13 protein-coding genes are annotated in these 18,967 nt (G+C 60.3%); 6 read left to right on the top strand and 7 right to left on the bottom strand.

The window, feature by feature from the left end; genetic code table 11:
* Window positions 1-111 precede the first annotated feature (111 nt).
* Window positions 112-1,809: an AMP-binding protein gene (locus AC3IT9_RS19370; RefSeq protein WP_489270749.1), complete on the top strand. Its 1,698-nt coding sequence runs from the start codon at window positions 112-114 to the stop codon at window positions 1,807-1,809.
* Window positions 1,810-2,492: 683 nt separating this feature from the next.
* Here AC3IT9_RS19370 and AC3IT9_RS19365 read toward each other — a convergent pair.
* The 3 genes from AC3IT9_RS19365 to AC3IT9_RS19355 form a co-directional block, all read right to left on the bottom strand.
* Window positions 2,493-3,392, bottom strand: coding sequence for a hydroxymethylglutaryl-CoA lyase (locus AC3IT9_RS19365; RefSeq protein ID WP_489270747.1), 900 nt, complete (start codon window positions 3,390-3,392; stop codon window positions 2,493-2,495).
* 147 nt (window positions 3,393-3,539) lie between these two features.
* On the bottom strand, window positions 3,540-3,941 hold the full coding sequence (locus tag AC3IT9_RS19360; protein ID WP_007980992.1) for a MerR family transcriptional regulator: 402 nt from the start codon (window positions 3,939-3,941) through the stop codon (window positions 3,540-3,542).
* Between the two features lie 205 nt (window positions 3,942-4,146).
* Window positions 4,147-5,076: a LysR family transcriptional regulator gene (locus AC3IT9_RS19355; RefSeq protein WP_150725911.1), complete on the bottom strand. Its 930-nt coding sequence runs from the start codon at window positions 5,074-5,076 to the stop codon at window positions 4,147-4,149.
* 165 nt (window positions 5,077-5,241) lie between these two features.
* Here AC3IT9_RS19355 and AC3IT9_RS19350 point away from each other — a divergent pair, with 165 nt between their 5' ends.
* On the top strand, window positions 5,242-6,471 hold the full coding sequence (locus AC3IT9_RS19350; protein WP_008053616.1) for an acyl-CoA dehydrogenase: 1,230 nt from the start codon (window positions 5,242-5,244) through the stop codon (window positions 6,469-6,471).
* 114 nt (window positions 6,472-6,585) lie between these two features.
* Here AC3IT9_RS19350 and AC3IT9_RS19345 read toward each other — a convergent pair whose 3' ends face one another.
* Window positions 6,586-7,926 carry a substrate-binding domain-containing protein gene (locus AC3IT9_RS19345; RefSeq protein WP_423503297.1) on the bottom strand — a complete coding sequence of 447 codons (1,341 nt, stop codon included), beginning with the start codon at window positions 7,924-7,926 and terminating at the stop codon, window positions 6,586-6,588.
* A gap of 101 nt (window positions 7,927-8,027) precedes the next feature.
* Complete coding sequence (xthA, locus tag AC3IT9_RS19340) at window positions 8,028-8,840, bottom strand: exodeoxyribonuclease III (RefSeq protein ID WP_489270746.1); 813 nt, start codon at window positions 8,838-8,840, stop codon at window positions 8,028-8,030.
* Window positions 8,841-9,169: 329 nt separating this feature from the next.
* On the opposite strand from xthA, the gene AC3IT9_RS19335 reads away from it, so the two are divergent.
* The 3 genes from AC3IT9_RS19335 (at window position 9,170) to AC3IT9_RS19325 (ending at window position 15,281) form a co-directional block, all read left to right on the top strand.
* Complete coding sequence (locus tag AC3IT9_RS19335) at window positions 9,170-9,820, top strand: GNAT family N-acetyltransferase (protein ID WP_150725914.1); 651 nt, start codon at window positions 9,170-9,172, stop codon at window positions 9,818-9,820.
* A 65-nt stretch (window positions 9,821-9,885) separates the two neighbouring features.
* Window positions 9,886-11,613: an autotransporter assembly complex protein TamA gene (locus AC3IT9_RS19330; protein WP_489270745.1), complete on the top strand. Its 1,728-nt coding sequence runs from the start codon at window positions 9,886-9,888 to the stop codon at window positions 11,611-11,613.
* Window positions 11,610-15,281, top strand: a complete 3,672-nt coding sequence (locus AC3IT9_RS19325) for a translocation/assembly module TamB domain-containing protein (protein ID WP_489270744.1) — start codon at window positions 11,610-11,612, stop codon at window positions 15,279-15,281. Before AC3IT9_RS19330 ends, AC3IT9_RS19325 begins: the two co-directional genes overlap by 4 nt.
* A 450-nt stretch (window positions 15,282-15,731) precedes the next feature.
* Here the strand turns inward: AC3IT9_RS19325 and lpxH are convergent, their stop codons facing one another.
* On the bottom strand, window positions 15,732-16,484 hold the full coding sequence (gene lpxH / locus AC3IT9_RS19320) for a UDP-2,3-diacylglucosamine diphosphatase (protein ID WP_489270742.1): 753 nt from the start codon (window positions 16,482-16,484) through the stop codon (window positions 15,732-15,734).
* Window positions 16,481-16,984, bottom strand: coding sequence for a peptidylprolyl isomerase (locus AC3IT9_RS19315; RefSeq protein ID WP_046037821.1), 504 nt, complete (start codon window positions 16,982-16,984; stop codon window positions 16,481-16,483). Before AC3IT9_RS19315 ends, lpxH begins: the two co-directional genes overlap by 4 nt.
* A gap of 266 nt (window positions 16,985-17,250) precedes the next feature.
* On the opposite strand from AC3IT9_RS19315, the gene AC3IT9_RS19310 reads away from it, so the two are divergent.
* Window positions 17,251-18,948: a glutamine--tRNA ligase/YqeY domain fusion protein gene (locus AC3IT9_RS19310; protein ID WP_150725919.1), complete on the top strand. Its 1,698-nt coding sequence runs from the start codon at window positions 17,251-17,253 to the stop codon at window positions 18,946-18,948.
* Window positions 18,949-18,967: the final 19 nt, after the last annotated feature.

Raw genomic sequence — 18,967 nt, 5'->3', positions numbered from 1 at the left:
ACCCTTTACGTTAACGTCAACATGAGCGAGAGTAGAGGCAGTTCAAGATAGAACGCGGACCCATCCTGTGGGACCGCCGGTAGCCCATAAATAAAGACAATAGGGGTCGTCATGGATCAACCCAGTGCAAGCCCGCAACGCAGTTACACCCGTGGTTCCCAGGACAAAGCCTTGCTGGCGATGACCATTGGCCAGGCATTCGACAACACGGTTGCGCAGTACCCGGACGGGGAGGCGCTGGTGGTGCGCCATCAACAGTTGCGTTACACCTGGCGGCAATTGGCCGAGGCCGCGGACCTGCACGCCAGAGCACTGCTGGCGTTGGGGCTGCAAGCCGGGGACCGCCTCGGCATCTGGGCGCCGAACTGTGCGCAGTGGTGCATCAGCCAGATTGCCACTGCGAAAATCGGCGTGATCCTGGTCAACATCAATCCCGCGTATCGCAGTTCCGAACTCGAATACGTGTTGAAGCAGTCTGGCTGCCAATGGCTTGTGTGTGCCGGTGCCTTCAAGTCCTCGAACTATCACGCGATGCTGCAAGGCCTGGTACCGGAACTGGCCGGGCAATCCATCGGCAAGTTGCAGAGTGAGCGGTTGCCGGAGTTGCGTGGCGTCATCAGCCTGGATGCGCAGCCACCGTCGGGGTTCCTGCCCTGGTCGCAACTGGCCGATCTGGCGGGCAGCGTGACGGTCGAGCGACTGCATGAACGCCAGGACAGCCTGCATTTCGATCAGCCGGTGAATATCCAGTACACCTCCGGCACCACTGGTTTCCCCAAAGGCGCGACCCTCAGTCACTACAACATTCTCAACAACGGCTACATGGTCGGCGAAAGCCTGGGCCTGACCGCCGCGGATCGCCTGGTGATCCCGGTGCCGCTGTATCACTGCTTCGGCATGGTCATGGGCAATCTTGGCTGCATCACCCATGGCAGTACGATGATTTACCCGAACGACGCATTCGATCCGTTGCTGACCCTCGGCACCGTGGCCGAAGAAAAGGCCACGGCGCTGTACGGCGTACCGACCATGTTCATTGCCATGCTCGATCAACCTCAGCGTGCCCAGTTCGACCTGTCGAGCCTGCGCACCGGGATCATGGCGGGCGCAACCTGTCCTATCGAGGTGATGCGCCGGGTCATCAGCGAAATGCACATGAGCGAAGTGCAGATTGCCTACGGCATGACGGAAACCAGTCCGGTGTCGTTGCAGACTGGTCCTTCAGACGACCTGGAGCTGCGCGTGACCACCGTCGGCCGCACGCAGCCGCAACTGGAAAGCAAGATTATCGACGAGGCGGGCAACCTGGTACCGCGCGGCACCATCGGCGAGCTGTGCACCCGCGGTTACAGCGTGATGCTCGGCTATTGGAACAACCCCGAAGGCACGGCAGACGCCATCGATCAGGCAGGGTGGATGCACACCGGTGACCTGGCGAGCATGAACGACGAGGGTTACGTGTGCATTGCCGGGCGCAACAAGGACATGATCATTCGTGGCGGCGAGAACATCTACCCACGGGAGCTGGAAGAGTTTTTCTTCACTCACCCGGCTGTTGCGGATGTGCAGGTGATCGGCATTCCTTGCTCGCGCTACGGCGAAGAGATCGTCGCCTGGATCAAGTTCCACCCCGGCCACAGCGCCACCGAGCAAGAGCTGCAAACCTGGTGCAAGGAGCGCATCGCGCACTTCAAGACGCCGCGTTACTTCAAGTTCGTCGAGGAGTTTCCGATGACGGTGACTGGCAAGATCCAGAAATTCAGGATGCGTGAGATCAGTATCGAGGAGTTGCGCGGGACTCGGGGCTGACCACAATCCCCTGTGGGAGCGAGCTTGCTCGCGATAGCGGAAGTACATTCAGAAGATCTGTCGACTGAACCACCGCAATCGCGAGCAAGCTCGCTCCCACAGTGTCTTGCACAGTTTTCAGAATCGCAGACAGCACAAAGGGGAGCCGAAGCTCCCCTTTAATTTTCGTTGCGCGTGCTCTTTTTTTATTATTGAGGGTCGGTCTGTTGTTGTTTTTGGCAACCGTTGCCCTTTACCGCTGTTTTTGGCGATCCCCATCCGGGATCAAGAGCAAACGTATTTTTTTGAGCGCTGATCTACTTTTTCGCTGAGCGATCCAACCAGTACGGGAGCTACCTGAGGGTAGTTTTATTATTCTCTGTCTGATTGCGGGTAACTCCGAAAAGCACCCTGAAAAGCACATCTTCTCCAAAAAAATCTGTTAGCTGCGTCTCTGCCGTGTTGTTTTTGTTATGTCAGAGTCGTTACGTCTTGTTTTTATTAGGTTTGCCGCAATTTTTTTATTCTTGTTGTGCGATAGAGATAGCAGGAGGCGTGCCAACTTTTGAAAAGCCTTTAAAATCAATGCTTTGCGAATTTGTAGGGTTTTGCGTCTCAGGCAAAACCCTACATTTTGTTTCCGTGTTACTCGCTTACGCCCACGTTTCAGACACAGCGGTAACACCAGGACACACTCGGCGCACTCACTGTGCGCTGCGGGCCTTGGCCACGCGGGAACCGGTAGGGCGACCCAGTACGGTACAAATCTGCTGACCGGCGAGCATCAAGGCGTCGAGGTCGATTCCGGTGTCGATGCCCAGGCCGTTGAGCAGGTAAACCACGTCTTCGGTGGCGACGTTACCGCTGGCACCCTTGGCATAGGGGCAGCCGCCGAGACCGGCGATGGAACTGTCGAACACCGAGATGCCTTCCAGCAGGCTGGCGTAGATGTTGGCCACAGCCTGGCCGTAGGTGTCGTGGAAGTGCCCTGCGAGTTTCTCCCGGGGCACATCCTTCGATACCACCTCAAACATCCTGCGGGTTGCGCCAGCGGTGCCGGTGCCGATGGTGTCCCCCAGCGAAACCTCATAGCAGCCCATGGCATACAACTCGCGGGCGACCACGGCGACCTGCTCCGGAGTGACGTTACCTTCATAGGGGCAGCCCAGCACACAGGACACATACCCGCGCACGGTCACACCATGTTGCCTGGCGGCCTCCATGATCGGCCCGAAACGCTCCAGGCTTTCGCTGATCGAGCAATTGATATTGCGCTGGGAAAACGCTTCGGATGCCGCGGCGAATACGGCCACTTCCTTGACCCCGGCGGCGAGGGCATCTTCGAAGCCGCGCAGGTTGGGGGCGAGCGCGCCGTAGACCACGCCCGGTTTGCGCTGGATCTGCGCGAAGACCTCGGCGGAGCCGGCCATCTGCGGCACCCACTTGGGCGACACGAAACTGCCGACTTCTATATAGCCGAGCCCGGCTGCGGTCAGCGCATCGACCAGTTGTACCTTGTCGGTAACACTGATGGGTTGGGCTTCATTTTGCAGGCCATCGCGTGGGCCGACTTCGACGATGCGTACGTGGGTGGGGAGGGACATGGGGTTCGACCTGTTGTTATTGTCTGAATGCACTGAGAACCCTGTGGGAGCGAGCTTGCTCGCGATGAGGGCATCACATTCAACATTTTTGGTGACTGACACTCCGCTATCGCGAGCAAGCTCGCTCCCACAGTGGATAGTGTGGAGTTACTGAATCGATTCCTGGCTTTTGAGCGTCTGCTCCAGCGCCTGCACGCAGCGCTCTTCAGCAGTATCGAGTTCCAGTTTCATCTGTTCGATGTCCAGCAACTGCTGTTCAAGCTGCTCCCGACGCTCGCTGATTTTCGCCAGCATGCTGTGCAGTTGCTTGGTGTTACCGCTGGACGGGTCGTAGAGCTCGATCAGCTCGCGGCATTCAGCCAGGGAGAAACCGATGCGCTTGCCCCGCAGGATCAGTTTCAGGCTGACCTTGTCGCGGGGCGAGTAGATGCGTTCCTGGCCACGGCGCTCCGGGCTGAGCAGGCCTTGCTCTTCATAAAATCGAATGGCGCGGGTGGTGATGTCGAGCTCGCGGGCGAGATCGGAAATGCTGTAGGTCTGGCTGCTCATGGGCGCGCTCGCAAAAGGTCATGGCGCTAAGCTAATGGCAGGTTGACGTTTACGTCAAGGGGCATGGATTTTCGCTGCTCTTGCTGGCCTCATCGCGAGCAGGCTCGCTCCCACAGTGGTTCTTCATTGAACTCAATATCTGTGTACGACAAATATCCCTGTGGGAGCGAGCCTGCTCGCGATAGGGGCACCTCGGTATCAAGCCCTATACCTTCTCGAGCTTTTTCTCCTGCGCCGTCACCTGCTGGCACAACTCGATCATCTGCTCGCGCATCCAGCGGTTCGCCGGGTCCTGGTCAGTACTTTCGTGCCAGTAAAGGTGGGTTTCCACCGGCGGCACATCGTTGACCGGCAGATAAAAGGCGTGCAGGTCGTTACGGCGGGCGAAGCGTTCCGGCACGGTCATGACCATGTCGGTCTGCTGCAACACTTGCGAGGCCATCAGGTAATGCTGGGAGCGCAGGGCGATCTTGCGCTGGATGCCCATCTTGCCCAGCGCCAGGTCGACATAGCCGAGGCCGCTGCGACGGCTGGAAATATGGATGTGGGTCAGGCCCAGGTAATCATCCAGCGTGAGTTTCTCCTTGCCCGCCAGCGGATGCCCCTTGCGCATGGCGCACACGTAGCGGTCCTCCATCAACTTGACGTGACGCACCTGCGGGTCGGTGTTGAGCGGCGCATCCACCGCGAAGTCGAGGCGACCGGCCGCTAGCTCCTTGGTGGTTTCGCGGCGTTTGGACAGGAAGCTTTCGATGATCACCGCCGGCGCCAGGCGACGCAGGCGCTGGAACAGTAGCGGCAGGATCACCGCTTCTGTCAGGTCGGTCATGCTGATGCGGTAAGTCTTGACGGCTTGCTGCGGGTTGAAAATGCGGCTTTCCTGCACTGACACGCGCAGCAGCGAGAGCGCGTTGCGCACCGGGCCGATGATGTTCTGGGCCATGGGCGTCGGCACCATGCCCTGGGCGGTGCGCACGAACAACGGGTCGTTGAAGGTCTCGCGCAACCGGGCCAGAGCGTTCGACACCGCTGGCTGGGTAATGCCCACAATCTGCCCGGCACGGGTCAGGTTGGCTTCGGTGTAGATCGCGTCGAAGACGATGAAAAGGTTGAGATCGACCTTGCTCAGATTCATTACGCGGCTCTCTTATTGTGTGGGCGGGCTGGTCTTGATGATCAGCCGATCATATATCGGTGATGAATGTTTATACACGCCGAGAATAGGCTAGGTAAATTATCAACGCTGTTCTAGCATCGATTGCATGACCTAAACAACCTCCCCCAAGAAGGTATCTCGCTCATGGATTTCGCTTATTCGCCCAAGGTTCAGGAACTGCGTGAGCGCGTAACAGCGTTCATGGACACCTACGTCTATCCCGCCGAAGCCGTGTTCGAGCGCCAGGTCGCCGAAGGCGATCGCTGGCAGCCGACCGCGATCATGGAAGAACTCAAACTCAAGGCCAAGGCCGAAGGCCTGTGGAATTTGTTTCTGCCTGAGTCCGAACTGGGTGCCGGGTTGACCAACCTCGAATACGCGCCGCTGGCGGAAATCATGGGCCGCTCGCTGCTGGGACCAGAGCCGTTCAACTGCTCGGCACCCGACACCGGCAACATGGAAGTGCTGGTGCGTTACGCCAACGAAGAGCAGAAACAACGCTGGCTCGAACCCTTGTTGCGCGGCGAGATCCGCTCGGCATTCGCCATGACCGAACCGGATGTCGCATCCTCCGACGCCACCAACATGGCCGCCCGTGCCGTGCGCGATGGCGACGAGTGGGTGATCAACGGCAAGAAGTGGTGGACGTCGGGTGCTTGCGACCCGCGCTGCAAAATCCTGATCTTCATGGGCCTGAGCAATCCGGATGCGCCGCGTCATGCCCAGCACTCGATGATTCTGGTGCCGGTGGATGCACCCGGTGTGAAGATCGTGCGTCCGCTGCCGGTGTTCGGTTATGACGATGCACCCCATGGGCACGCCGAAGTGCACTTTGAAAACGTGCGGGTGCCGTACGAAAACGTCCTGTTGGGCGAAGGACGCGGCTTCGAAATCGCACAAGGTCGCCTCGGCCCTGGCCGGATTCACCACTGCATGCGTTCGATCGGCATGGCCGAGCGCGCGCTGGAACTGATGTGCAAACGCTCGGTGAGCCGCACGGCGTTCGGCAAGCCGCTGGCACGCCTGGGCGGCAACATCGACAAGATCGCCGACTCGCGGATGGAAATCGACATGGCACGCCTGCTGACATTGAAAGCGGCGTACATGATGGACACCGTCGGCAACAAAGTGGCGAAAAGCGAGATCGCGCAGATCAAGGTCGTGGCGCCGAACGTTGCGTTGCGGGTGATCGACCGGGCGATCCAGATCCATGGCGGGGCAGGGGTTTCCAACGATTTCCCGCTGGCTTACATGTACGCGATGCAGCGCACCCTGCGCCTGGCCGACGGCCCGGACGAAGTGCACCGTGCGGCGATCGGCAAGTTCGAAATCGGCAAGTATGTGCCGAAGGAGATGATGCGTAGCGGGCATTAAGACCGCGGCGCCTGCCATTCGCGAGCAAGCCCGCTCCCACAGGTTCAGTGTGATCCCTGTGGGAGCGGGCTTGCTCGCGAAGGCGTCATTCCATTCAATGCACCAACATCAGGTTCAATACACCCAAACCTCAACCCGCCGATTCTTGATCCTTCCCTCATCGGCGCTATTGGCCGCCACCGGCATCTGCGCGCCGAATCCGCGAATCTCGCGAAACACCACGCCGCTCTTCACCAACTCCCGCCGTACCGCCATGGCCCGCAGCTTCGACAACAGATCGGCGCGTGCCGGGTCGCTCTTGGCATCGCCAAACCCCACCAACGTGACCTGACCATCGGTCTTGCCGTGCTGCTTTATATAGTCGAGCACTCGCGTCAGGTCTTGCCGCGCCTTGTTGTCCAGGCTGGCACTGCCTTCCTCGAAGCGAAAATTCACCGACAGCCGTTGAGCATGTCGACTCAGCGCCTGATAACCCTCGGGCATCAACGCATTGGGGGTAACGGCCATGGCCTGGACGGTTTGGGCAACAAAGCCGTTCGCTGCGACTATGGCCTGGCCGTTGCTGCTTTGGGCAAAGGCCACCAGAGCGTCAGCCCAGGGATTTTTCCCGTTGGGTGGCAGGTAGAAGAACAACCGACGGGACAGCGGATAATCTTCCGTGGCAATCAAGCTGTTGAGCGGCAGCATGGCTTGTGATTGACCGTCGACAATGGCCACGGCCCTGGCCTGGCGCACATAGGGCAAACCGATAAAACCGATGCCTTGCGGGTCTGCGCTGACCGCATCAGAGAGTTGTTCGCTGGACTCGAAGCGTTTCGCCGCGCTGTCGAGGGTTTTCCCTCGGCCGCTGAGGACCAGTTCCTTGAAGGTGTCGTAGGTCCCGGACTGATCATCCCGCGCATATAGATGAATCGGCCCGCCGCGACCGCCGATGTCTTCCCAGGATTTCACCTCACCACTGAAAATACGCGCCAGTTGCAGGGTGTCGAGCTGGATCAGCGGATTGTCCGGGTGAAGGATGATCGCCAGGCCGTCGATGGCAATGACCTGTTCGGCGCTCGGGCTTTTCAGGTCACCGAGCGATTGCAGGCTGGCCAGTTCGCTGTCCTTGATCGGGCGTGACGAGGCGGCAAGATCGGCGCTGCCTGCTTTGAGTGCAGTGAAACCGGTGCTGGAACCATGGGCCGCCACCTCCACCACGACCCGATGGCCCTCAGCGGTTTCGCCGACGATGCGCAGTTCGTTGGCGGTGTCCCGGGTTTCGCGGTGGATCCTGCGCAGGCCCTGTTCACTCAGCAGACCCTCGACCAGCGCCGGTCCCAATGCCGCGCCGATGGTGTTGGAGCCCTGAATCCGCAGCACAGGGCCGTGTTCGGGTGTCGGCAAGTCGCCGGCCGAGACCGCCTGCGGCCAGCCCGTGCACAGCATCAACAGGAACAACACGCGCAGCATCATGCCGGCACCTTACATAGCCAAAGGAGGTGCCGGGAGATTAAGTCAGTAACGTTTCCGAAAAATGACACTTTCTCATGTGGGGGGGATGCAGCCGTCAGGGATCAGCTCAACTCAAGCCAGATCGGCGCATGGTCCGAAGGTTTTTCCATGCCGCGCAGTTCGTAGTCCACCCCCGCGGCCTTCACCCGTGGCAGCAAGCCGTGGGAGGCGAGGATCAGGTCGATACGCAGGCCACGCTTGGGTTCGTCCTCGAAGCCACGACTGCGGTAATCGAACCAACTGAAGGTGTCGGTCACGTCCGGGTTCAGGTGACGGAAACTGTCCACCAGGCCCCAGTTCTTCAGGCGGGCCATCCACTCGCGCTCTTCCGGCAGGAAGCTGCATTTACCGGTTTTCAGCCAGCGCTTCATGTTGTCCGGGCCGATGCCGATGTCGCAGTCTTCCGGGGAAATGTTCACATCGCCCATCACCACCAGCGGCTGGTCGTTCTTGAACTGGCTTTCCAGCAATTGCTGCAAGTCGCTGTAGAAACGTTCCTTGGCCGGGAATTTGGTCGGGTGGTCGCGGCTTTCGCCCTGTGGGAAGTAGCCGTTCATGATGGTCACCGGCACGCCGTTGGCGTCGGCGAAGGTGCCCCAGATGAAGCGCCGCTGAGCGTCTTCTTCATCGGTGGCGAAACCTTTATGCAGGGCCAGTGGCTCCTGGCGCGAGAGCAGGGCGACGCCGTAATGGCCTTTTTGCCCGTGGAAGTACACGTGATAACCCAGGGCCTGCACCTCGGCCAGCGGGAACTGATCGTCGTGGACCTTGGTTTCCTGCAAGCCGATCACATCGGGCTGGTGCTTTTCGATCAGCGCCGCCAGCTGATGGGGACGGGCGCGCAGCCCGTTGATGTTGAAGGAGACGATCTTCATGGTCGGCAGTCCTGGCAAAAGGGCGATGCTAGCTGACATGTGGGAATCGGGCCAGTGTGGGGTGAGGGGATTTACTGGGTTCTGTCAGATCTGTGTAGGCAGTCCTGGCCCCTTCGCGAGCAAGCCCGCTCCCACAGTGGGTTGTATCGTCCACAGAATTTGCTCACACCACGGCACCTGTGGGAGCGGGCTTGCTCCGGGCGGCGTTCCGACGAAGGCGATTTCATTGCCTACACTCATTTCGGATCTGTAAGGAACTGTGTCAGCGCCGACAAGCTCGTAACAACAAGAGCGCAGCCACCCGAGCTGTGCCGGGGAGATCAACCGTCATGCCCGAAACCTCCACCGCCATCGCCGATATTCACATGCTCGACAGCGGCTACACCCGCGAAGCGCGTTCGCTGCTGTACCAGGCTTATCGACACGAGCCGACTTTCGGCTATTTGTTCGAAGCCGAACGTCCCGGTTACGAACAGCGGGTTCGCGCCACCGTGCGTGAGCTGGTGACCCAGCATTTTCTCCAGGATCTGCCGGCCATTGGCCTGCTGGTCAACGACCGCTTGATCGGCATCGCCCTGATCGCACCGCCGCAACGTCGCCTTGGCGTCACCGAAAGTTGGGCCTGGCGCCTGCGCATGGTGCTCAGTACAGGGTTTCGCTGCACCCGTCGCTACCTCGAATATCACGCTGCCGTGGAGGCCTGCGTGCCAAACGACTCGGTGCACGTCCTGCCATTGCTGGGGGTGCATCCACAATTTCAGGGCAAACATTTCGGCGAGCAGTTGCTGCAAGCCGTGCACAACTGGTGCGCGGTGGATGAAAACTCCCAGGGCGTGATCCTCGACACCGGGAATCCGCGTTATCTGGAGTTCTACAAGCGTCAGGGCTACGAGGAAATCGGTGAGGTCGCCGTAGGACCGATTCGCGAGCACGTATTTTTTCACCCCAATCCCCAGGTGTTGCATACCGCATCGGCTTAACTGACGAACTTTCCGGGCATGTCAGGCTCTATCACGCTCTCAAGCTCGTGATAGCATCCGCGCCTATGAAGTTTCCAGGAAAAATTACCAGCGGTGTGCTGATGCTGATGACCAGCTGCGCAGCGCTGGCACAAAGTGAATTGGATGTACGGATCAAACCGTCCAATGACGAGCTGAAAGCCAATATCGAAGGCTATATCGGCAGCCTCGGCGATCGCGATGAAGAAGCGTTGCTGCGCTTCAGCCGTGGCGCCGAAGAACAGGCGCGCAAGGCCTCCCAGGCCCTGGGTTATTACCAGCCGCACATCGACAGCGAGGTGAAGGGCGGCGAAAAGCCGCGCCTGGTGCTGACGGTCGACCCCGGCGAGCCGGTGCACCTGCGCAACGTCACGGTGCGTGTCGACGGTCCGGCAGCCTCCCTCAAGTCCTTTCGAATCCCCAAGAACGACGCGCTCAAGCCCGGCGCCGTGCTCAATCATGGGCATTACGAGGACGCCAAGCGGCTGATCCAGAATCAGGCTTCGCGTTATGGCTTTTTCAGCGGCCGGTTCACCCGTTCAAAACTGTCGGTCGACCCGCGTGCCGGCGTCGCCGATATCGAACTGATCTATGAAAGCGGTCCGCGTTATACCTTGGGCAAGGTTAGTTTCGAGGGCGATACGCCGTTCGATGACGAGCTGCTGCAACGCATGGTGCCGTTCAAGGCCGGTACGCCGTATGACTCGGAACTGATCGCCGAGCTCAATCAGAACCTGCAATCGAGCGGCTACTTCGAAGGCGTGCGCGTGGACGCGGCGCCCGCGGCGTCCAAGGACGATGCGATCCCGGTGGACGTCAAGCTCGAAACCCGCAAGCCCCGGACCATGAGCCTGGGCCTTGGCTTTTCCACCGACGTCGGTCCACGGGCCAAGGCCAACTGGACCCGGCACTGGGTCAACGCGCAAGGGCACAGTTATGGCTGGGAAACCGAAGTCTCGGCACCTCGGCAAAACGTCGGGCTGTTCTACGACATTCCGCTGGACCCGCCACTGACCGACAAACTGCGTTTTGCCGGTGGTTACCAGAATGAAGAAATCGCCGATAAGGACAGCCGCAGCAAGCTGCTGACCCTGGGCCCCGAGTGGCACAGTAAATTGCCCAGTGACTGGCAACGGGTAGTGTCGCTGAAGTGGCAGCGCGAGGACTACCAACTGGGCGACGACTCGGGACTGAGTACCTTGCTGATGCCAGGTGTGAGCTATTCGTACCTCAAAAGCGACAACCGCATCGACCCGCATAACGGCTATCGCCTGCAATTCGAATCCAAAGTGGCCAAGGAAGGCCTGGGTTCCGACAGCAACCTGCTCTACGGCACGGCATTGGTCAAGGGCCTGACCACGGTGTTTGACAACCATCGTTTCCTCGGGCGGGTGCAGGTCGGCGGCAGTGCCACCAACGGCTTCAAATCAGTACCGCCATCGCTGCGCTTCTTCGCCGGTGGCGATCAGAGCGTGCGCGGTTACGACTATCAGAGCCTGTCCCCGGAAAACTCCGACGGTGAGCGCATCGGTGGCCGCTACATGGTGGCCGCCAGCGCGGAGTATCAGTATTCCATCGCCGAAAAATGGCGGATCGCGACCTTTGTCGATCAGGGCAACTCCTTCAACACACTCGAACTGCCGAACCTCAAGACCGGGGTCGGTATCGGCGTGCGCTGGGTATCGCCGGTGGGGCCGATCCGTCTCGACCTGGCCCACGCGCTGGACGACGATGGCGGCATTCGACTGCACTTTTCCATGGGGCCTGAGCTGTGAAGCGTGGTTTGAAAGCAACACTGCTGACGATGGCGGCGCTGGTGGCGGTGGTTGTCCTGACGCTGGCCACGGTGCTGGCCACGGCGACGGGCAGCCGCTGGGCATTGGGTTTTGTGCCGGGTTTGACCCTGGAAAACTACCAGGGCCGGCTGGGCGGGCAGTGGAGTGCCGACCGGGTGCTGTGGCAGCAGGACAGCAACCGGGTTGAGCTGAGCAAGGTGATTTTTGCCTGGTCGCCGTTGTGCCTGACGCGCATGACTTTGTGCATCGAGCAATTGCAGGCCGATCAGGTCAGCCTGACGTTCCCGCCGGGTGCCGAAGAGCCAGACAGCGGCCCGATCACGCTCCCGGAGCTCAAGTTGCCGTTGGCCATCGAACTGGGGGAGATCAAGGTCGGCAGCCTGTTGTTCAACGGCAGTGAAGAACTCAAGGGTTTGCAACTGGCGGCGCACTGGACGACGGCCGGTTTGAAGATCGACGCGGTGTCGATACAGCGCGATGACCTGAATCTGAACCTGTCCGGTCTGCTGCAACCCTCCGGCGACTGGCCCCTTAGCGCCGAAGGCAAGCTGACCCTGTTGTCGACGCCTGAACCCCTGGCGCTGGCATTGAAGATCGACGGCGACCTGCTGAAGACCCTGAGCCTGAAAGCCGACAGCAGCGGTTACCTCAACGGGCAACTGAGCGGCGAACTGCAACCGCTGGTGGAAAACCTGCCGGCCAAGGTGCGAATCACCGCCGACGGCTTCAAGCCCGGTGCCGATCTGCCGGATACCCTGCAACTCAATCAGCTTGAGCTCACGGGTGCTGGCGACTTGAAGAACGGCTACGCGCTGCTCGGCAAAGCCACGTTGCCCGCCGAGCAAGGGCCAGTCGCCCTGGCGCTGCAAGGCAAGGTCGACGCCAATGGCGCACAGATCGCTGCGCTGGACCTGATCGCCAACGACAAGCAAAGCCTCAAGCTCACAGGGCTTGTGGATTGGAGCAAGGGCCTGAGCGCCGAGGCGAAGATCGACTGGCTGGACTTCCCGTGGCACAGGCTCTATCCGCTCATCGACGAACCGCAAGTAGCGCTTCGCACGTTCACCGGCGAAGTTTCTTACACCGACGGCAAGTACCTCGGTCATTTTGACGCGGCGGCGGATGGCCCAGCCGGCGCTTTCACCCTGGCCAGTCCGTTCGCCGGCGACCTGACGAAAATCTACCTGCAACAGATTCAACTCCAGGCCGGGCAGGGCAAGGCCGAAGGGCACCTGAACCTGCAATTCGCCGATGGCATTGCCTGGGACACCGCGCTGGACTTGTCGGCGATAAATCCGGCGTACTGGGTCGCGGAGCTGCCGGGCACACTGGCCGGGCCGTTACGCAGCACCGGCGAAATGAAGAATGACACGCTCAGCCTCAATGCCGACCTGGACCTCAAGGGCAAACTGCGCGGGCAACCGGCGGTGATCCAGGCCAAGGCCGATGGCCGTGGTGAGCAATGGAACCTCAACGCCCTGCAAGTTCGCCTCGGCGATAACAGCATCACTGGCAAGGGCAGTCTGCAACAGAAACTCGCCGGCCAGATCGATCTCAAGCTGCCGCGCCTGGCCCAGCTCTGGCCGCAACTGCGCGGCCAGCTCAATGGCCGCGTGGATGTCGCCGGCACGCTCAAGGCGCCCCAAGGCAAGTTTGACCTGCAAGGCTCGCAACTGGCTTTCCAGGACCATCGCCTGCAAAGCCTGAACCTGGACGCCACGCTGGACAGTGCGCAACGGGCGAAAATCGGCCTCAAGGGCAGCGGCATCCGGGCGGGCGACACTTCACTGGGAACCCTGACCGCCAGCGGCCAGGGCGACATCAAGAACCAGAAGTTGAGCCTCGATCTGCAAGGGCCAAAGCTGAAACTGGCGCTGGGGCTGGACGGTGCGCTGGACAAAGGCAATTGGCGCGGACGCCTGGCCAGCGGTGATATCCAGGCCGGTGGCCAGGACTGGAAGCTGCAAGGGCCGGCGAAACTCGAACGCCTGGCGGACGGCAAAATCAACTTTGGCGCCCATTGCTGGGCATCCGGCCAGGCCAGCCTGTGCGGTGAGGACTCGCGCCTGATGCCCGAGCCGAAGCTGCGTTATCACCTCAAGCAATTCCCGATCGACAGCCTCGCGCAGTGGTTGCCGAAGGATTTCGCCTGGCAGGGCCGACTCAACGCCGACCTGCAACTGGACCTGCCGGCCAGTGGCCCGAATGGCCAAGTCAGCGTCGATGCCGGCGGCGGCACGTTGCGCATCAAGGACAAGGACCAGTGGCTGGACTTCCCGTACCAGACCCTGAAACTCACCAGCAAACTCACGCCCAAGCGCATCGACACCGAGCTCAATTTTGTCGGCGGCAAACTCGGCGAGCTGATGGTGCAGGCGCAGCTCAATCCATTGCCGAAAAACAAACCGTTGAGCGGCTCGTTCCGCTTGAGCGGGCTGGACCTGTCGGTGGCGCGACCGTTCGTGCCGATGGTCGAGAAACTGACCGGGCGCTTGAATGGCAGCGGCGCGATTTCCGGTGGGCTGCTGGCACCGCTGGTCAATGGCAGTCTGCAACTCAGCGACGGTCAGATCTCCGGGCCTGAATTGCCGATGGAGCTGAAAAACCTGCACGTTCAAGCGCTCATCGCCGGTGAAAGCGTAGAACTGAAAGGCGGCTGGAACAGCGGCAAGGCCGGGCAGGGCAGCCTGAACGGTAACATCGCCTGGGGCCAGGCGCTGGTGGTGGACCTGGCGCTCAAGGGGTCGCAGTTGCCAGTCACCGTCGAGCCATACGCCAAGCTGGAAGTCGCACCGGACCTGAAAATCTCGATGAAGGGCGACGAGTTGGCCATCGCCGGCAAAGTGCTGGTGCCCAGGGGCGACATCACCATTCGCGAGTTGCCGCCATCGACGGTCAAGGTCTCCGATGACACGGTGATCATTGGTCAGCAAACCGAGGAGGGTAAACCGCCGCTGGCGATGAAGATGGACATCGAAGTGCTGGTCGGCGAGGACAAGCTGAGCTTTGCAGGATTTGGCCTGACGGCGAATGTGCAGGGGCATGTGCACATCGGCGACAACATGGACACCCGTGGCGAGCTGTGGCTCAACGACGGCCGATATCGCGCTTACGGCCAGCGGCTTTCGGTGCGCCGTGCACGTTTGCTGTTCGCCGGGCCCATCGATCAGCCGTACCTGGATATCGAGGCCATACGCAAGACCAACGACATCATCGCCGGCATTCGTTTGAGTGGCAGCGCCGAACAGCCGACCACACAGATCTTTTCCGAACCGGCCATGAGCCAGGAGGAGGCGCTGTCCTATCTGGTGCTCGGGCGTCCGCTGAGCAGCAATGGCGAAGACAACAACATGCTCGCCCAGGCAGCCCTCGGTCTGGGCTTGATGGGCAGTTCCGGTGTGACCAGCGGCATCGCCAAGAACCTGGGCATCCAGGACTTTCAGCTCGACACCCAGGGCAGTGGCGACGCCACCAGTGTGGTGGCCAGCGGCAATATTTCCGAGAAGCTCAGCCTGCGCTATGGCGTTGGCGTGTTCGAACCGGCCAACACCATTGCCTTGCGCTACAAGCTGAGCAAAAAGGTCTACCTCGAAGCCGCCGGCGGCGTGGCCAGTTCGCTGGACATCTTCTACAAGCGGGATTTCTAATTCTCAATCAAGCGGCGGTTCGGCAATCCGGTTTGCCTGCTCAGGCGGCCTGATAGCCGGCGTTTGCTTTGTTGACTGAGTACATATCCGTTTCTTCGGTAACGGCGGCTTATGGTTTCGCCCTGACGGCGAGTCACTTTTTTACAGGCGCCTAAAAAAAGTAAGCAAAAAATCACTCGCCCCGAACGTACGGCCCCTCGCTAAGGCTCGGGGTTCCTTCGCTCCGGCATTCATCCGGGGGGGGGGCGGGTGGATCAAGATCAAGAGCTGCAGGCGAGCTAACGCTCGGCCTGTTGAGTGGTGAAAAGTGTGGGGGGGGGACGCCGAACCGCTTTTGCTCTTCTGTAGGAGCGAGCTTGCTCGCGATGGCGGTGGATCAGTCAACAAAGATGTTGAATGTTAATCCGCTATCGCGAGCAAGCTCGCTCCCACAGGGATCTCCTACAGCCTTCAGTTCGCGGGGGCTGCCAGTTGGGGGGGCGGAGTGAAATCAAACGGCGCCAGCGCAAACCCTTGCTCATCCACCTGCAACGCCCATCCCTGGCGATCCCAATCCCCCAGCACAATGCGCCTGGCCGCTTGCTCGCCAAGCTGCAACTTGTGAATCGCCGGACGGTGGGTGTGGCCGTGGATCAAGGTCTTCACGCCGTATTCCTGCATGATCCGCGGGATCTCTTCAGGCGTGACATCGACGATGTCGTTGGCCTTCATCCGCGTTTGCGCGCGGCTTTCACTGCGCAGCTTGCGCGCCAGCTTGTGCCGGGTGCGCAGCGGCAGATGCCGCAGAATGAACAGGGTGATCGGGTTGCGCAGGTAGCGACGCAGCTTCATATAGGCTTCGTCGCGGGTGCAGAGGCTGTCGCCGTGCATCAGCAGCACCGGCTCGCCGTTGAACTGCACGACACTCGGATCCTTCAACAAGGTGCAGCCGGCTGCTTTGCAGAAGGCCTTGCCGAGCAGGAAGTCGCGATTGCCGTGCATCAGGAAAATGACCGTGCCGCTGTCGCTTAACTCGCGCAGGGCCTGGCAGATGGAACGCTGGAAGGGTGTCATGGCGTCGTCGCCAATCCACACTTCGAAAAAATCGCCCAGGATGTACAACGCACTCGCCGAGCGGGCGCGTCCGGCGAGCAAATCCAGAAACGCCCGGGTAATGTCCGGGCGCTCCTCTTCCAGATGCAAATCTGAAATCAGCAATATCACTCAATGATCTCGGCTTTCTCGATGATCACGTCGTCTGCTGGTACGTCCTGGTGGCCGGACTTGGAAGTGGTGGCCACGCCTTTGATCTTGTCGACAACGTCGGTGCCGGCGGTCACTTTACCGAATACCGCGTAGCCCCAGCCCTGAACGTTCTTGCCGCTGTGGTTCAGGAAGCTGTTGTCCGCCACGTTGATGAAGAACTGTGCGGAAGCCGAATGCGGCTCCATGGTGCGGGCCATGGCGACGGTGTACTTGTCGTTGGAAAGACCGTTGTCAGCTTCGTTCTGGATGCTTGGGCGCTTGTCTTTCTTTTCTTTCATGCCTGGCTCGAAACCGCCGCCCTGGATCATGAAGTTACCGATGACACGGTGGAAAACGGTGTTTTCGTAGTGACCGGCTTTAACGTACTCAACGAAGTTGGCCACGGTGATCGGGGCTTTGTCGGCGTTCAGTTCGAGGACGATGTCGCCATGGTTGGTAGTCAGTTTGACTTGGGTCATGATCGGTACTCTTTTGAGATGAAGCATATCTAAGGAATTCGTGGTGTTGGAACATCACGTCCCGCCACCGGTTCAGCCTTTTTGGCCAAGGTGCGCAGTTTAGCGTGCCAGACGCGAAATTCGAGGCTGTTTTTTCATTTGCGGCCTATTAAATGCGACGGTTTACAGAGTGCGCTCTGTCAGGTACTTGACGGCATCGGCTATGATAGCGGCTTTGTTTTGTCCGGCCTTCATTACGGCCACGCACTTGTACGTTCAAGGATCCTATGAGCAAGCCCACTGTCGACCCTACCTCGAATGCCAAGACCGGCCCTGCCGTGCCGGTCAACTTCCTGCGGCCGATCATCCAGGCAGACCTGGACTCGGGCAAGCACACGCAGATCGTCACCCGTTTCCCGCCTGAACCCAACGGCTACCTGCACATCGGCCACGCCAAGTCGATCTGCGTGAACTTCGGCCTGGCCCAGGAGTTCGGTGGCGTCACGCACCTGCGTTTCGACGACACCAACCCGGCCAAGGAAGACCAGGAATACATCGACGCGATCGAAAGCGACGTCAAATGGCTGGGCTTCGAATGGTCCGGCGAAGTGCGCTACGCCTCGCAGTATTTCGACCAGTTGCATGACTGGGCGGTGGAGTTGATCAAATCCGGCAATGCCTACGTCGATGACCTGACCCCGGAGCAAGCCAAGGAATACCGTGGCAGCCTGACCGAGCCGGGCAAGAACAGCCCGTTCCGCGACCGCAGCGTCGAAGAGAACCTGGACCTGTTCGCCCGCATGAAGGCCGGCGAGTTCAAGGACGGCGCACGGGTGCTGCGGGCCAAGATCGACATGGCCTCGCCGAACATGAACCTGCGTGACCCGATCATGTATCGCATCCGTCACGCGCACCACCACCAGACCGGTGACAAGTGGTGCATCTACCCGAACTACGACTTCACCCACGGTCAGTCGGACGCCATCGAAGGCATCACCCATTCGATCTGCACCCTGGAGTTCGAAAGCCACCGTCCGCTGTACGACTGGTTCCTCGACAACCTGCCAGTGCCGGCGCACCCGCGCCAGTACGAGTTCAGCCGCCTGAACCTGAACTACACCATCACCAGCAAGCGCAAGCTCAAGCAGCTGGTCGATGAAAAGCACGTCAACGGCTGGGACGACCCGCGCATGTCCACGCTGTCGGGTTTCCGCCGCCGTGGCTACACGCCGAAATCGATCCGCAACTTCTGCGAAATGATCGGCACCAACCGTTCCGACGGCGTGGTCGACTTCGGCATGCTCGAATTCAGCATCCGTGACGACCTCGACCACAGCGCCCCGCGCGCCATGTGCGTACTGCGTCCGCTGAAAGTCGTGATCACCAACTACCCGGAAGGCCAGGTCGAGAACCTCGAACTGCCGTGCCACCCGAAAGAGGACATGGGCGTGCGCGCGTTGCCGTTCGCCCGTGAAATCTACATCGACCGTGAAGACTTCATGGAAGAGCCGCCGAAGGGCTACAAGCGCCTGGAACCGGCCGGTGAAGTGCGTCTGCGTGGCAGCTACGTAATCCGCGCCGACGAAGCGATCAAGGACGCCGATGGCAACATCGTCGAACTGCGCTGCTCGTACGATCCGGACACCCTGGGCAAGAACCCGGAAGGCCGCAAAGTCAAAGGTGTGGTGCACTGGGTGCCGGCTGCGGCCAGCGTCGAGTGCGAAGTGCGTCTGTACGATCGTCTGTTCCGTTCGGCCAACCCTGAGAAGGCCGAAGATAGCGCCAGTTTCCTCGACAACATCAACCCTGACTCGCTGCAGGTACTCACCGGTTGTCGTGCTGAACCCTCGCTGGGCAACGCACAGCCGGAAGACCGTTTCCAGTTCGAGCGCGAAGGTTACTTCGTCGCCGATCTCAAGGACTCGAAACCAGGTCAGCCGGTATTCAACCGTACCGTGACCCTGCGTGATTCGTGGGGCCAGTGATTTAGCGTCAAGGAATTAA

The sequence above is a fragment of the Pseudomonas sp. KH_046_1 genome (genome assembly GCF_057839025.1).
The sequence above is the reverse complement of the archived record's forward strand: the minus strand, read 5'-3'. Positions and strand labels throughout refer to the sequence as shown.